12 protein-coding genes and 6 pseudogenes are annotated in these 14,360 nt (G+C 60.6%); 13 read left to right on the top strand and 5 right to left on the bottom strand.

The annotated features are described in order from the left end of the window. The first annotated feature begins 160 nt into the window (after positions 1–160). From OVA00_RS09145 to OVA00_RS09125, 5 genes and pseudogenes are all read left to right on the top strand, one after another. Complete coding sequence (locus tag OVA00_RS09145) at positions 161–406, top strand: type II toxin-antitoxin system VapB family antitoxin (RefSeq protein ID WP_268088664.1); 246 nt, start codon at positions 161–163, stop codon at positions 404–406. After that, positions 406–843 carry a type II toxin-antitoxin system VapC family toxin gene (locus tag OVA00_RS09140; RefSeq protein ID WP_268088663.1) on the top strand — a complete coding sequence of 146 codons (438 nt, stop codon included), beginning with the start codon at positions 406–408 and terminating at the stop codon, positions 841–843. The genes OVA00_RS09145 and OVA00_RS09140 overlap by 1 nt, the downstream gene beginning before the upstream one ends. Then, on the top strand, positions 840–1,445 hold the full coding sequence (locus tag OVA00_RS09135; RefSeq protein WP_326494129.1) for an ATP-binding protein: 606 nt from the start codon (positions 840–842) through the stop codon (positions 1,443–1,445). The genes OVA00_RS09140 and OVA00_RS09135 overlap by 4 nt, the downstream gene beginning before the upstream one ends. Further along, complete coding sequence (locus OVA00_RS09130) at positions 1,442–1,570, top strand: hypothetical protein (protein WP_268088648.1); 129 nt, start codon at positions 1,442–1,444, stop codon at positions 1,568–1,570. The genes OVA00_RS09135 and OVA00_RS09130 overlap by 4 nt, the downstream gene beginning before the upstream one ends. A 497-nt stretch (positions 1,571–2,067) precedes the next feature. After that, a pseudogene (locus tag OVA00_RS09125) lies at positions 2,068–2,637 on the top strand (IS66 family transposase); the annotation flags it as partial. Positions 2,638–2,663: 26 nt separating this feature from the next. On the opposite strand, the gene OVA00_RS09120 reads toward OVA00_RS09125, so the two are convergent. Further along, positions 2,664–3,935, bottom strand: coding sequence for an IS256 family transposase (locus tag OVA00_RS09120; protein WP_268088860.1), 1,272 nt, complete (start codon positions 3,933–3,935; stop codon positions 2,664–2,666). 99 nt (positions 3,936–4,034) lie between these two features. On the opposite strand from OVA00_RS09120, the pseudogene OVA00_RS09115 reads away from it, so the two are divergent. The 5 genes and pseudogenes from OVA00_RS09115 to OVA00_RS40000 all read left to right on the top strand — a co-directional run. Further along, positions 4,035–5,145, top strand: a pseudogene (locus OVA00_RS09115) (IS66 family transposase); the annotation flags it as partial. Between the two features lie 473 nt (positions 5,146–5,618). Then, positions 5,619–5,861, top strand: a complete 243-nt coding sequence (locus tag OVA00_RS09110) for a type II toxin-antitoxin system Phd/YefM family antitoxin (RefSeq protein ID WP_268088868.1) — start codon at positions 5,619–5,621, stop codon at positions 5,859–5,861. Continuing rightward, a complete protein-coding gene (locus OVA00_RS09105) occupies positions 5,858–6,277 on the top strand; it encodes a type II toxin-antitoxin system VapC family toxin (RefSeq protein WP_268088660.1) in 420 nt (139 codons plus the stop codon). The genes OVA00_RS09110 and OVA00_RS09105 overlap by 4 nt, the downstream gene beginning before the upstream one ends. Next, positions 6,267–7,427, top strand: a complete 1,161-nt coding sequence (locus OVA00_RS09100) for a site-specific integrase (RefSeq protein WP_268088659.1) — start codon at positions 6,267–6,269, stop codon at positions 7,425–7,427. Before OVA00_RS09105 ends, OVA00_RS09100 begins: the two co-directional genes overlap by 11 nt. Before the next feature lie 82 nt (positions 7,428–7,509). Further along, positions 7,510–7,794: a DUF4172 domain-containing protein gene (locus OVA00_RS40000; RefSeq protein ID WP_442780476.1), complete on the top strand. Its 285-nt coding sequence runs from the start codon at positions 7,510–7,512 to the stop codon at positions 7,792–7,794. Between the two features lie 328 nt (positions 7,795–8,122). On the opposite strand, the gene OVA00_RS09090 is transcribed toward OVA00_RS40000, so the two are convergent. The 3 genes from OVA00_RS09090 to istA are packed head-to-tail and all read right to left on the bottom strand — an operon-like array spanning position 8,123 to position 10,552. Further along, entirely contained in the window at positions 8,123–8,308 is a 186-nt protein-coding gene (locus OVA00_RS09090; RefSeq protein WP_268088658.1) for a hypothetical protein, read from the bottom strand. Beyond that, positions 8,305–9,063: an IS21-like element helper ATPase IstB gene (istB, locus tag OVA00_RS09085; RefSeq protein WP_268088657.1), complete on the bottom strand. Its 759-nt coding sequence runs from the start codon at positions 9,061–9,063 to the stop codon at positions 8,305–8,307. Before istB ends, OVA00_RS09090 begins: the two co-directional genes overlap by 4 nt. After that, positions 9,050–10,552 (bottom strand): IS21 family transposase, encoded by a 1,503-nt coding sequence (gene istA, locus OVA00_RS09080; RefSeq protein ID WP_268088656.1) that lies wholly within the window; start codon positions 10,550–10,552, stop codon positions 9,050–9,052. The genes istB and istA overlap by 14 nt, the downstream gene beginning before the upstream one ends. 838 nt (positions 10,553–11,390) lie before the next feature. On the opposite strand from istA, the pseudogene OVA00_RS09075 reads away from it, so the two are divergent. The 3 pseudogenes from OVA00_RS09075 to OVA00_RS09065 all read left to right on the top strand — a co-directional run. Then, a pseudogene (locus OVA00_RS09075) lies at positions 11,391–11,690 on the top strand (recombinase family protein); the annotation flags it as partial. 549 nt (positions 11,691–12,239) lie between these two features. Next, a pseudogene (locus OVA00_RS09070) lies at positions 12,240–12,454 on the top strand (FitA-like ribbon-helix-helix domain-containing protein). A 103-nt stretch (positions 12,455–12,557) separates the two neighbouring features. Beyond that, positions 12,558–13,647 (top strand): annotated as a pseudogene (locus OVA00_RS09065) (integrase). Here the strand turns inward: OVA00_RS09065 and OVA00_RS09060 are convergent. Beyond that, positions 13,615–14,105 (bottom strand): annotated as a pseudogene (locus tag OVA00_RS09060) (NAD(P)-dependent oxidoreductase); the annotation flags it as partial. The pseudogenes OVA00_RS09065 and OVA00_RS09060 sit on opposite strands and share 33 nt — an antisense overlap. Between the last annotated feature and the right edge of the window lie 255 nt (positions 14,106–14,360).

The following is a 14,360-nucleotide window of genomic DNA, read 5'->3' as shown; positions in this document are numbered from 1 at the left end:
ATGTTCCACGACGGCTCGGAGGGCCGTTCCACACCATCAAACTCCCCCTTCCCGCCACAACCTCGCCCTTACCGGGTGGGGTGTATCTTGATTTTTGGTGTATATTCCGATAGAAATATTCGTATATTCCATAAGGAATATACGACCACAGGAGAAAGCCGTGTCTCTCTATATCCGAGATAGTGACGTCGATGCACTGGCGAAGCAGGTCCAGAAGGTCATCAAAGCACCGAACAAGACGGAGGCTGTTCGCACCGCGTTACAACATGAACTGGAACGCGCGAAGCAAGATATACCACTAAAGGACCGGATCAAAAAGATTCAGGATGAAGTCAGAGCGATGGGGCCGGACGATCCCAACTTCGACATGAAGAAATTCACCGATGAGCAGTGGGGCGACATCTGATGTTTTTGGATGCCTCTGCAATTGTAGCCATCGTCAGCGACGAGGAAGATGCTGGATACCTCATCGCCAAAATCGAGATGTCGAAAAAGACCATCTACTACTCCTCGCTTTCGATCTACGAGGCCGTCATAAGTCTGGCTCGAAAAAAGCGGGATGCAGCTTTCGGGAACCAGGTTCCGATACCGCAACACGTCATTGACATGGCTCAGCAACACATTGACGCCTTTATCGAGACCATCGGCGCCAGGGAAATGACAATCAGTAGCGGCATGCATCGGATTGCGATCGAGGCGTGCCGCACCTATGGAGCTGTTGTCGCCCATCCCGCTAGGCTGAATTTTGGTGATTGCTTCGCCTATGCCTGCGCCAAGGCTTACCGGCTTCCCCTTCTCTTCACGGGTAAGGACTTTACGCAAACCGACATTGAGATCGCATAGCGGGAAATCATGAGCATGCCCGAAGTCATAGAATTTGGCCGCGTCGTATCGATCGCACCGCCATCGAGGAGCTGATGACGCTGTCCTTCGTCAAGGAGGCCGCCAACATCGTCTTTATCGGCCCTAACGGCGTCGGCAAATCCACGCTCGCTCTTAACGTCGCCTACCAGGCGCTGGTCGCCGGACATTCGGTCCTCTTGCGCACCGCCAGCGAAATGCTCGGAGAACTCGCCGCCATCGACAGCGATTCCATGCTGCGCCGAAAGCTGCAGTACTATGCGGCGCCCGATGTCCTGGTCATCGACGAGGTCGGATATCTCTCCTATTCCAACCGTCATGCCGATCTGCTGTTCGATCTCATCAGCCGCCGATACGAGAAACGCTCGACCATCGTCACCACCAATAAGCCCTTCGCGCAATGGTCGGAGGTCTTTCCGAATGCCGCCTGCGTCGTCAGTCTGGTCGATCGCCTTTTGCACCATTGCGAGGTCATCGCCATCGAAGGTGATTCTTACCGCTTCAAGGAAGCAACGGAACGCTCGAAGGCACAGCGTCAACAACGCACCAGCCACGCCGCCGACGAAAAGGAGCCCACAGCATGACCAGAAATCCTCATCAGCCGTCCGGTCTCGGGCGGGGGATCCAGTTCATCGTCGATGCCGAATGGACACCCGAGCAGGCAGGCGCCGTCTTCGAACTCCTCGACGATCTGCGAGACTGCATCTGAAGCCGTTACGCTCCCCACATCCAGGAGTTTGTCCGCCACCAACACGCCCCTGACGATCAGCCCCCTTCCAAACCAGAACGGTAAAAGCGGCCACGCTCGTTACTCCAGCGTCACGATCCCATTCAACCCGTCAAAACGAAAAGCGGCCTCTAAGGCCGCTTTCCCATTCCCCAATCCTCGGCGCCATTTTTGCGCGCTTTCTCACAGCCGTTAACAACATGTGTTCACGACGCCGCGAGACTGCTCCCTCTCGACCCAATGCCCGCCGTGCTTCCGCGACGCAACCCGTCTGTGCTAGGCTGCGCATATAGAGCTTTTGCCTATCTCATCAGCATCGCCAGAAAATCTGCCCCGGTTACCCTACGCCGTAACCGGGGCAGATTTGGTGGCGTCCCTTTCGGGGCCGCTCTGTAAGAGCTGTGCATAAGCGGGCGATATGAGCCGTTGGCGATGGGTCAAGGATTCCGCCTTGGGCGCAAATCAGATTCGCTTCGGTCATGCCGAAGAAGCGCCTCCCCTCTCCCGAGCACGCCGACACGCTGTCGCTGAATGCGTTGCGTTCGCTTGTGACGGGCCTGGTCAGTGAGGTCAGGGAGCTCTCCGCGGAAGTCACGAAGCTTCGCGCCGAGAACGCGGAGCTTCGCGAAGAGAATGCAGCGCTGCGCCAGGAAAACACCCGCCTGAAGGTGGAGAACCAGCTCTTGCGCGATGAGATCGCCAGACTGAAGAACCTGCCGCCGCGGTCGCCGTTTCGCCCGTCGGGCATGGAGAAGGCGACGGATTTCAAACAGGATGATCCGCCGGCAGCCAAGAAGAAGCCGCGCGGCCCGAAGCTCGACATCAGCCAAGTGAGCCGGGAAGAAGTGCTCCGCATGACGCCGCCTCCAGGTTCCCGTTTCAAGGGCTACAAGAGCTGCCATGTGCGTGACCTGATCATCTCGGCTGAGGTCGTTCATTACCGGCGCGAGTGCTGGCTGACACCGGACGGCAAGATGCTGCTTGCGCCATTGCCTGCAGGAATCATCGGCAGCTACGGCGCCAACCTGCGACGGTTTTGCCTGGAGCTATGGCGGGAAATGGGTGACGAGGCCGATCAGGCGGCGCGATGGTCAGGGGTCGTCGTTTCGGCGACACCGTCGGTGAATTTGACGCCGGCGATGACCTTTGGCAACTGATTTTCGCCCTTCAGCCGGCGCCAGGTTTTGGCGGCGCTCATGACGAGCTTGAAGACCATGAGCCGTGCTGTGTTGTGGGACAGGCCTCCCTTGGTTCGCACCGTGCGGTGCCTGACGGTGGCGAAGACGCTTTCGATCGGGTTCGAGGTGCGCAGATGGTCCCAGTGTTCGGCCGGGAAGTCGAAGACGGTCAGCAATGCCTCGTGGTCCTTCGTCAGGCAGTTGACGGCCTTGGGATATTTGGCCTTGTATTTGTCGACGAAGACGGCGATCGCGACCTCGGCGGTTGCCCGATCCGGGGCATCGCGGACCTCCCTGAGATCGGCCTTCATGTTCGGCTGCACCGACTTCGGCACCTTGTTGAGGATGTTGAGGAGCTTGTGTTGCCAGCACCGTTGATGGCGGGTCGAAGGGAATATCTCCTCCAGCGCCTTCCAGAAGCCGAGCGCGCCGTCGCCCACGGCAATTTCTGGCGCAATCGAAAGCCCGCGGGCCTTCAGCCCGACGAGCAGCTCGCGCCAGCTCTGGGTGCTTTCGCGCACGCCGACTTGAAAGCCGACAAGTTCCTTCTTGCCTTCCGGCGTCGCGCCGATGACGACCAGCATGCAAGCGGCATCGTCCTCCATGCGTGCCTGAAGATAGACCCCGTCGGCCCAGATGTAGACGTAGCGGCGGGCTGACAGGTCGCGGCGTTGCCAGCGATCATAGTCGGCCTGCCACTCCTCCTTCAGCCGGCCAATCACCGAGGGGGACAGGTTCGGTGCGTCCTTGCCGAGTAAGGCGGCAAGCGCCTCCTGGAAATCGCCGGTCGAGATGCCGCGCAGGTAAAGGACCGGCAGCAGAGCGTCGAGGCTCTTCGTGCGTCGTGCCCACTTCGGCAGGATCGCCGACGTGAAGGTGATGCGATCCTCGCCGCAAGTCTCCAAAGCCCGGTCGCGCAGCTTGACGCGGCGCACCGCAACCGGACCGATCCCCGTCTGGATCGTTCTTTCAGGCCCATGGCCGTGCCGCACCACCCGGTCCCGCCCATCGCTCAGGCGTTCGCTGGCCATGGCCGCAAGAAACGCCTCGGCTTCCGCCTCCACGGCCTGTGCCAGAAGCCGGCGCGCGCCTTCGCGTAGAACCGATGTCAGGGGATCATCGAGCGTCTCGGGATGCGGAAAGGAAACAACAGTGCTATCTGTCTTCATGGCGTATCGCTCTTTCATGAGGTTCTGGCAGGCTTGTCACCCGCCTCGATACGCCGCCCTCATCAAGCCGTCATCACCCAGTTTCCGTCATAGCTCTTTTGCCTGATGTTGCACGCGCAAGGACAGGTGACGATGGAGCGGCTGACGACGCTGCTCAACGATGTCGGCGTCGACGTCTCCAAGCGCCAGGTCGTGCGGCTGATGACCCAAGGGCTGGACAGCTTTGTCGCCGAGGATGCGGCGGTACTGCATGCCGGGTTGCTTTCGGCACCCTATATCACCGTCGACGATACCGGCGCCCGGCATGCGCGCGCCAATTTCCATACGACCCAGATCGGCGGGGCGCAGTTCACCAATTTCCGCACCACGCCCTCCAAGTCCCGACTGAACTTCCTGTCGCTGCTCAGAGGCAGCTATCAGGACTATGTCCTCAACGACGCCGCCTTCGACTATCTCGATCGCCGTCGCGTCGAGCCGGCGCTGGTCGCCAAAATCCGCAGCCATGAACCAAAACATTTCTGCAACCAGGTGCCGTTCCTCGAGCATTTGGCTGCCAGGGGGATCGACATCTTCGACCGGCAGGCGGTGCGTGTGCTGGCGGAAGCCGGCATCTGGGGATCGATCCGCCATCATGGTCTCATCGGTGATACCGTCATCGTCTCCGACGACGCCGGCCAGTTTCGGGTCGGCAACCATGCGCTCTGTTGGGTGCATGCGGAGCGGCTGCTGCAAAAGCTAATGCCGACAACGCCGCGGCAGGTGCGTCTGGTCGAGACGGTGCGCGATCTCGTGTGGCAGTTCTACCGGGCGCTGAAGAGCGTCAAACGGAAGCCGCCGCCTGGGCTCGCTGCCGCGTTCCACAAACGCTTCGACCGCATCTTCTCGCTCAGTACCGGTTACGAGGATCTCGACAAGCTTTTGGCGCGCCTGTTTCGCCGCAAGGACGAACTGCTCAAGGCGCTGGAACGACCGGGAACGCCGCTCCACACCAATGCGTCGGAGAACGATCTGCGCAGCTTCGTCACCAAGCGCAAGGTCTCCGGTGGCACGATGAGCCGAGAGGGCCGCGTGGCGCGCGACACCATGCTCGGGCTGATGAAAACCTGCCGGAAGCTCGGCCTGTCGTTCCTGGCACTATCTCGGCGACCGCCTGCAACTCGACGGTCCGCCCATCCCGCCGCTGGCCACTCTGGTCGCGGCTAAGGCTTGAACACGCCTCTCCACTTTACAAACGGCCCTGGCTAGAAGAACTGCCTTGGTTCAGCGTCGATGCCACCGACATGTGTGCACGACGCCGCAAGACTGCTCCCTCCTCGACCCAATGCCCGCCGTGCTTCCGCGACTCAACCCGTCTGTGCTAGGCTGCGCATATAGAGCTTTTGCCTATCTCATCAGCACCGCCACAAAATCTGCCCCGGTTACTACGCACTTCGCCAACTAGGAGATTATTAACCATCGGAATTAACGTCTTAAAATTCAGAAACAGAAACGAATGCGACAATCATTTCCGTCAGTCTGACGTCGTTCTCAGCCGTCGCTCATTATCGATGGGTTTCAAGTATCGATACTAATATGGTCTACAGGTTGACCAACCCTTTAACACCCTCTATCTTTGGGCAGAAGCACAAATTCGAGATCGTCCGCAACCTGCGCGACGAAACTTTATTTCAAGCGGAGTTTGCCATGAGCGTCACCGTCAAGGTAGCCGAAGCCAAAGCCCATCTCTCTGAGCTACTGGCGCGCGTCGAAGCCGGCGAAGAGGTCATCATATCTCGCGGCAATGATCCGGTCGCACGACTCTCTCGCGTTCAGAAAGAAACCGAGCGCACGACGCTGATCGCAGAAGTGCGCGCGGCCAGGATGCGGGCAAAACCAGTCACCAACGACGAGATCCTCGATTGGAAACGCGAGGGACAAAAGTTTTGACCGTCTTTGTTCTCGACGCATCGACTGCGGCTGCCTGGCTGTTGCCGGAGGAATACAGCGAGGCGGCCGAGCGTCTCATCGCTGGCATCTCCAGCCCTTGCCCGGTACCCAACCTGTTCTGGCACGAGACGCGCAGCATTTTGATCAGCGCTGAGCGTCGACAGAGGATCGCCCCCGGTCAGGCGCTGAACGCGATGGCTCGGCTCCGCCGGCTGCCTCTCGAGGACACTGGCGCCGGTCAGGACGGATCAGTGCTGGAACTAGCAAGCGCGCACGGCCTGAGCGCCTATGATGCCGCCTATCTCGATGTTGCAGTCCGTCAATCCCGGCCGCTTGCCACCCTTGACCGCAAACTCGCCGGGGCAGCCCGTGCCGAGCGAATCCAGGTGCTGGGGCCCTTCGAGCATGAGCATTGATCCTACAGCGTCGAAAACAGAGCGGCGCGCCGAGGAACTCGACGCGCTCGATGCCATCCTACCCTTCGATCGGCGCGATCTGCTCGCCGCCCTTCTCACCGACGAAGACGTCGCGACGCTCAAGTATCTTGCCAGCGAAGGCATGGGCGACAACACGCTCAGGGCGCTTGCCTCTGATCTCGGCTATCTGGAGGCTTGGTGCCAGCTCGCCACGGGCAGCCCCCTCGCCTGGCCGGCGCCCGAGAGCCTGCTCCTGAAGTTCGTTGCCCACCATCTTTGGGATCCGGAAAAACGCGCGGAAGATCCAAACCATTGCACGCCGGTGGAGGTGGAAGCTGGCTTGCGTTCGCAGAGGCTGCTGCGCGCCGAAGGGCCGCATTCTCGAAGTACCGTTCGCCGTTGGCTGACGAGCTGGTCAATATTGACCCGTTGGCGCGGCCTGACCGGAGCCTTCGATGGGCCGTCGCTCAAATCGGCGCTGCGACTTGCGGTTCGTGCGAGCGGCCGGCCGCGTCAACGAAAGAGCAAAAAGGCGGTGACCGGCGATGTCCTGGCGAAGCTGCTCTCGGTCTGCGCCGGCGAGCGCACGGTCGACCTGCGCGATCGGGCGCTGCTTCTGATGGCCTTCGCCTCTGGGGGCAGGCGCCGGTCTGAAATCGCGGCCTTGCGCGTCGACGACCTGGTTGACGAAGAACCAGTGCGAGCGGATCCAGCCGATACCACCTCTCCTCCCCTCCCCTGCTTGTCGATCCGCCTCGGCCGCACGAAGACGACGACAAGTGACGACAACGAACATGTTATCCTCATCGGCCGGCCGGTGCTGGCGTTGCGGCGCTGGCTTGAGGAAGCCGAGATCAAGGAGGGCGCTGTGTTTCGCCGCATTGACCAATGGGGAAACATTGACAGGCGAGCGCTCACGCCACAGTCGGTTAACTTGATCCTTAAGGGCCGCTGCAAACAGGCGGGGCTCGATCCCACGTCGTTTTCGGCGCATTGGTTGCGGTCGGGCTATCTTACGGAAGCTGCCAACCGGGGTATTCCCCTTCCCGAGGCCATGCAACAATCATTGCACAAGTCCGTGACACAAGCCGCCCGTTACTACAACGATGCGGAGCGCAAGCTGGGTCGGGCGGCACGATTGGTCATCTAGCGATGGGAATGAGCTATAGATGCAGTTGCTATAGCTCAGGTTCTCCGCCGAAAATGAGTTATAGAAAGGAAACCTATAACTCATGATGTGGAACTGGACGCAGCAAGGCTGGCCTGCCTTCAAATATGACGCCGCCCAACTTGCGCCACTGGAACGTCAGTTTCTTCTTTCATCAGGGGAAGTTTTGCGGGCTCCCATCGCGGTTTCAGTCGGGAAAGCCGAACTCCCTGAGACAGAACTCGACGGCCGCCCGCGGCGCACAGGGCCCCTGCCCTTGTTCGGAATTGAGTTTCGCGCGCCTGGTGCAGGCTCATGCTTCCCGCTGCCATCTCCAAAACCGCTGCTTTTACGCCATTTCCGCCACTGAAGCCCGCTGACGCGCGTTTGCCTGTATGGAGGCAGTCACTCGTCGCGGGCCATGATTTGATACTGGCGGAGCTCTGCTCAACATCTAAAACACGCTTGCAACTGGTAAATTTCTCACGCATTCTTTATCTGTACAAACCGCCACGGAACGAGCCGAGAGAAGCGCGATGGCGAAGCGACAAACAGTTAACGTCCAACAGCCTCCAAAGCGGCTGATCGGCTACGTCCTCGTGGTCGTCCCCCTCGATCTGTTAGCGGTCGCCTAAAACTGCGGTTATTCGCTGCCGAGAAATCGGAATAAGGCAGCGTGCTTTCGGTGGGCTGTCAGATCATTTGTTTGGCAGGCGCTGGTTTTGGAGCTCGGTCTGGATCTGGACGTTGTATTGGTGCCAGACCCTGTCGCGGATTTCGGTCAGCAGTTCGAAGACGGCCAGGGCCTGTTCCGGTGTCCAGGTTGTCGGGATCTCGACGGACAAGGAGAGCGGCAACCCAGGTTTCGCGGGGGCTTTTGTCATGGCCTTTGCGCCCTTCTCTGCTCGGTGCGCAGTTCCGATCGTTCGGTGGCCTCTTTGAGCCGGTAGGATTGGCCCTCGATGGCAATGACTTCGGCATTGTGGACGAGACGATCGACCATCGACACGACGCAGGCGGCGTTGGGAAAGACCTCGTGCCAGTCGGCAAAATTGCGATTGGTCGTGACGATGGTGCTCTTTGCCTCGTAGCGTCGGCTGATCAGCTCGAAGAGCAGGTCGGCATGCCGGTTGGTGTAGGAGAGATATCCGACCTCATCGATGACGAGGAGGGCTGGAGCGATGTAATGGGCCAGGCGCCGGCGGAGCGCGGAAGCGCTGTCGATGGCAGCCAGTTCGCCCAGCAGTTGGCCGGCGCTGGTAAACAGGGCGGTGTGGCCGTTGAGGACGGCATGATGGGCGATGTTGCGGGCAAGTGTTGACTTGCCGACTTCGTTGGGGCCGATGAAGACGGCATTGGCGGCGTCACGGATGAAGTCGAGACGCATGAGCGCTTCGATGGACTGCCGGTCGCATCGTGTCGGAAAGGACCAATCGAAGTCGCAGAGCGGCTTGAAGCGTCCGATCCTGGCATCCTTCAGCCGTCGTTCCAGACTACGCCTGGCGCGTTCGTTCTCCTCCCAGTCGAGAAGTGTCAGCGCCCACCCGCCTTCAAGCGCGTCCTGCCAGTGAGCGACAAGACCGTGCAGGTGCAACCGGGCGGCGCGATTGAGGGCATCGCTTTGATCATGACTTGTCATCTGAGGTTTCCTTGAGCTGGTCGTAGAGGTCGAGACGAGCGGGCCGGACAGGACTGTCCTTGTCCTGGACATGCCGGGGCAGCGCGACGTGCAGCAACGGCGGTTGGCGCCGCCGTTCCCGTCGGCGCTCCAGGATCAGCTGGACGGCATTGGGATGGGGCGATGGCCCTTCGAGCGCCAGGACCTCCAGGATTCCCGCTTGCAGTTCGCGGGCTCCGTAGTGCTGAAGCAGCCGGTTCAGGCCGATGATGGCGGAATGCAGGGAATGACCGTTCTGTGCCGCGCGCTCAAGAAGCGCGGTGCTGGCGGGAACGGCGGCAGCCAGCCGATCGGTGGCGCTGTGTCGTCGGGCGGCACGCTTCTCGTCAACCAAAGCCTTGATGTGGGCGGCATCCTCCACCTGAGCACCCTTGTCATAGCTGCGAACGTGACAGGCAACGACCTTCGCACCATCGAGGACGCGGACTTCCTTCTGCGTGGCCACGATGCTCAAGCTGCACCGGACGTAGGCGTGCGGGACGGAATAGTCGTTCAGATCGAAGCGGGCGTAAGGGGTCTTGCCGATGGAAACAGCGATCTGGGCCGGCCATTCAAAGGAGGTGTCTGGCAATGGCAAAAGGTAGGGCTGTTCGAGGGCGAAGGCCTGCCTGACGGTCATATCGAGACCGGGGCACAGTCTGTCGGCGGCAACGCCCTCGCACCAGGCATCGGCCTGGGCGTTGAGATCATCGAGATCCTTGAAGCTGCGGGCGGCAAAGAAGTTGTCGCGGATATAGCGAATAGCGCGCTCGACGCGGCCTTTCTCATTCCCCCGCGCGACAGCGACCGGACGGGGATCGTATCGATAATGGGCGGCAAAGGCGAGCAGAGTGGGGTTGAAGCGGATGGCATCGCCATGACGCTCGAGCACGGCACTCTTCAGATTGTCGTAGAGCACGACCTTGGGAACCCCGCCCCATCTGTCGAAGGCTTCGGCGTGACCGGACAGAAACGCTTCCATCCTGGCATCGAGGAAGAAGCGCAGGAAGATCCGGCGGGACTGGCTCAGCACGATGACGAAGGCCATGAGGGGACGACGTGCCCTACCGATCTGCATCTGTCCAAAGTGGCCCCAGTCGGCCTGGGCCTGCTCTCCAGGAAGGGTGCGCAGGCGCAGATAGGCCTCGGCCTTCTGGCGCGGTCGGTGGCGGGCGATCATATGGCGGAAGTGACCGCCGTCGCCACGATATCCCCGCTCGCAGACCATTGCGTGGAGTCTGGCTGCCGTCAGGGTGGGGAATGCCTCAAGGGTCTCCAGAATGAACGGCAGATAGGCGTCGATCTGGCTTGGCCGAGTTCGCGGCCCATGCGGCACCAGCCCGGAACGGGCCAGCACGCATTGAACGGTATGATGGTGGACGCCGAGTTGGTGGGCAATGGTGTTGGCCCGCCACTTCTCGACATGGTGGTAGCGCAGGATCTGAGCCTGCAGTTCGGCAGATATGGCCATCGTCATCCTCTGGATAGGGACATCGGGATGGCTCGGCGACGACGCAGGGGCTCACGGCGGACAAACGGCGAGCAGCAGCGGCCACACCAGTGACAATGATGCCCCAGAACGCCGGTCGGCAATCCTTCAGGGATCGCAGGCTCGGTCAAGGACGGCGTATCAGCAGTGTCGGACGCCTTGTTCGGTGTCGTCACCGAAGCCGCCATTACATCAACATCGGCATCGCTGGTGAGTGAACCATGGTGCGTCACTATTTTGTGCCGGGCCCGATATCGGCGGCTGCGGGCTGCATGAGCGAAGCGGCCGTTCCGGCTCGTCTGATAACGCCTGGCGACATCCCGACGGCGCGCGGCACGGGCAACACGAGCGCAGCCTCCGGCGCAATAAATCTGCCCGCGGTCACAACATCGGCAGATCAGCACCTGCGTCCGACAACGTTCGCAGAGAAAGAAGCGTCCGGTATCATGTTCATCCGCCCTTCGGCAGCTGTCATGACATGGACGCGAGGCTCCGTCTGCGCCATAATAACCCGGCATTCGTGTTCCGCACGGTGTAGGGCGCGGCGCCGGGTAGAATTAGCCGTTCGTTCGGCGCTGTGCCTGCCTTCATCAATCGACGCAAAGATTACGGCACGCGCTGCGGCTGCACCAGTCCTCACCCCTTCACCCAAAAGCCGTTTGGTATACTTCTCGACGCACTGGCCCCTATGCTTGCCTGCGCGCAGGCAAGCATAGGGGCCAGCCAATCCCATCCGCTTCAGAACAAGCAAGTCACTGCCGAAAAACCTCTGTGGAACTCTCGGCAGCGAATAGCCGCACTTCTCAACGACCGTTCACACGATCGGCTGGCTAGATCCGTGAGTCATCTCTTGTCGGTGATCGAGGACCTTGAGGCGTGCATTCCGGTCGATCCGCGATCCCATCGATACCTCGACCCCGCAGGGCATGTTTTCCCTTCAAGTTCTCGGTGCGGTCGCGCAGCTCGAGCGAGCGCTGATCGCGGAACGCACCAAAGCCGGCATCAAGGCGGCGAAGGCGCGCAGCAGCTTCCTGGAAACCCCGGTCTGCAAGAACGACGACCGGAAGCGATCAAGGCCGTCTCCAAAGCACGCGAGAAACTCTATCTCGATGGGCTCGTTCTCGGCCAATCAAGAAGACGTGGTCAGGCTTGCGATCGAGGCAATCTTTTCCGCTCGCGAACGTCTAACCATCAGCGCGGTACACGACCAGATTCTCCGAGACTGTCATGTGCTTCAATCCGAGCTGTCGGCAGGGAGAAGCGATATCTCCCCGAAATATGCGCGTTGCCAAGATCAAAGGCCGTATGAGGCCTCGCGTGCCACAGCCCTCTGCCAGGTCGGGTCACTCACGGCAAGCTTATCCGGTCTGTCGGTCATCGAACACATTCTCGTTCCTGGCTCAGGCGCGATGCGCATTCCCGGATCAGGAGGGTGACCGTTGATCGTTGCAGACCGACGACAGCAAGGCGATAAAAATTCGCCGAACCTGGTAGAGTCCGCCGATCTTCACCGGTGCCAATTCCTTAATGAACAGTAAATTCCGATCCGGTGACCTTGGAAACCGACGACCTAAATCTGTACCCAAGCCCCAAGCCGCGCGGTCCCTCGGGACGGGGCCGTCTCCCGATTCCGCCTCGCTTCTGCTCCGTCGAAGTTCAATTTTGGCTATTGAAAGAAAGGCTACGAGTCCGCGCTGCGACCCATGGCCGGTCGATTGAATTCGAGGCATGTGACATTTTAAAATGGTGTTGGCGCAGCAAGAAACAGCGGCAGGAAATCGCGCCGGAGCGATCCGCGCGCGATTGCAGCCGCTCGGCGGCGTCGAGCTGGAAATTCCCGCGCGTGAGCCGATCCGTGACGCTCCGGATTTCTCCACGCTATGATCGTTCTTGACAAACATCATCTCCGAGTTGCTCCTACCTATGCCGGAGCCCACCGTCATTGGTTGGCTTGCAGATCAGCCCAACCACGGTCACCGAGGCAGAAATTCTTTACGGCCTCCGCCTGGTTCCCGACGAACTCGAGGCGCTCGAGGCCATTCTGCCCTTTCATCGCCGCGACCAGCTTGCTCTCCTGCTGACCGACGGAGACGTCGCAACGCTCAAGCATCTGGCGAGCGACGACAACACGCTGAGGGCGCTTGCCTCTGACCTCGGCTATCTCGAGGCGTGGTGCCGCCTCGCCACCAGCGCCCCTCCCCTGGCCGGCGCCGGAGAGCCTGCTGCTGAAATTTGTCGCCGATCACCTGTGGGATCCTGCCAAGCGAGCAGAAGATCGGTCCCATGGCATCCCGGCAGAGGTTGAAGTTGGCCTGCTGGGCCAGCAGCTCCCGCGCGCCGACGGGCCGCATGCGCCCGAGACCGTTCGGCGCCGCCTTACAAGTTGGTCGATCCTGATCCGGTGCGCGGCCTCAGCGGATCCTTCAACGGCCCTTCGCTGAAATCGGCGCTGCGTCTCGCCGTTCGGGCCAGTGCGCGAGCGCGGCAACGAAAGAGGGGGCGATGTGCTGCCAAAGCTGCTGCAGGCCTGCGCCGGCGAGCGCCCTGTCGATCTTCGCGATCGGGCACTGCTTCTGACGGCATTTGCATCCGGCGGACGACGCAGGTCGGAAATGGCGGCGCTGCGTGTCGAGGATCTCAGCGACGATGATCCCGTGCAGGCCGATCCGGTGGATCCCGGGTCCCCTCCCCTGCTTTTCGATTCGCCTCGGCCGCACCAAGACAACCGTGCACAACGATGACGAACATGTGCTGCTGATCGGCCGGCCCGTTGCCGCACTGAAGCAGCGGCTCGATCAAGCTGGTGTAAACGAAGGCCCAGTCTTCCGTCGCATCGACCAGTGGGGCCATCGATCGGCGCGCGCTCACACCGCAGCCGGTCAACCTCATCCTGAAAAGCCGTCGCAGGCAGGCCGGAGCTCGACCCAACGCTGCTTTCGGCATATGGGCTGCGGTCAGTCTATCTCACCGAGGCGACCAATCGAAGCATACCACTGCCTGAAGCGATGCAGCAGTCTCGACACAAGTCCGTCACGCAGGCGGTAGAGAGACTCTGCGACGATGTTCAGCCCGCGTGACGCGAAGATCTCGTTGAGCTGGATGAGCATTCCGGGGCGGTTTTCATGCACGTGAATGAAATGCGTGCCGTTCGGGCGCTCGGGCAATTGTACTTGCGGAAAGTTGAGCCCATCGTTGAACCGATGTCGGAATACTCGACGAGCTTCCTTGAAACCTCGCCGCCGATGCGCTCTTGGGCTTCCTCGGGGGAGCCGCCGATATGCGGCGTCAGAATGACATTGCTCAGGCCTTGCAACGGCGTCTCAAAAGGCTCGTTGTCCGATGCCGGCTCCTTGGGAAACACGTCCACCGCGGCACCCGCCAGATGCCCGTCGTTCAGGACTTTCGCAAGCGCATCGAGATCGACCACCGTGCCGCGAGAGTTGTTGATGAAGATGGCGCCCTTCTTCATGCGGCGCAATTCGGTTTCGGTGATCGTGTTATACGTCGAGGATGTTTCGGGAGCGAGCATACTCACTGGGTGCGGACTCAAGTATGGGCCTCTCCACTTTGTTCACGGCATCGAAGTTGGATGCCTCCACCCAGATCCGATAACCCTTATCTAGCAAGCAGAGGCTTGAACGTCTCCTGATGTTCTCTTCAGGTTCCGCTTGGCCGCCTCTTATAGCGGTTAAGCGCCAATGCGTTTCTTATTGTGGAAACGAGCAATCTGAATGGTGTCTGTTGGGAGCTCCCAACAGACTGCCGTTACCCGCAGCCCGTTTGATAGCCC

It is taken from the genome of Ensifer sp. SL37, from assembly GCF_026672675.1.
In the GTDB taxonomy this organism is placed as follows: domain Bacteria; phylum Pseudomonadota; class Alphaproteobacteria; order Rhizobiales; family Rhizobiaceae; genus Ensifer; species Ensifer adhaerens.
Note: the sequence above shows the minus strand (reverse complement) of the source record. Positions and strands in the feature narration are given on the sequence as shown.

Bases quoted from the DNA above. Each gene is read 5' to 3' on its own strand.
- OVA00_RS09110 (WP_268088868.1), top strand. From the start codon at position 5,619: ATGAGCGTCACCGTCAAGGTAGCCGAAGCCAAAGCCCATCTCTCTGAG.
- OVA00_RS40000 (WP_442780476.1), top strand. From the start codon at position 7,510: ATGATGTGGAACTGGACGCAGCAAGGCTGGCCTGCCTTCAAATATGAC.
- istB (WP_268088657.1), bottom strand. From the start codon at position 9,063: ATGACAAGTCATGATCAAAGCGATGCCCTCAATCGCGCCGCCCGGTTG.
- OVA00_RS09120 (WP_268088860.1), bottom strand. From the start codon at position 3,935: ATGAAGACAGATAGCACTGTTGTTTCCTTTCCGCATCCCGAGACGCTC.
- OVA00_RS09100 (WP_268088659.1), top strand. From the start codon at position 6,267: ATGAGCATTGATCCTACAGCGTCGAAAACAGAGCGGCGCGCCGAGGAA.
- OVA00_RS09130 (WP_268088648.1), top strand. From the start codon at position 1,442: ATGACCAGAAATCCTCATCAGCCGTCCGGTCTCGGGCGGGGGATCCAG.
- OVA00_RS09090 (WP_268088658.1), bottom strand. From the start codon at position 8,308: ATGACAAAAGCCCCCGCGAAACCTGGGTTGCCGCTCTCCTTGTCCGTC.
- istA (WP_268088656.1), bottom strand. From the start codon at position 10,552: ATGGCCATATCTGCCGAACTGCAGGCTCAGATCCTGCGCTACCACCAT.
- OVA00_RS09140 (WP_268088663.1), top strand. From the start codon at position 406: ATGTTTTTGGATGCCTCTGCAATTGTAGCCATCGTCAGCGACGAGGAA.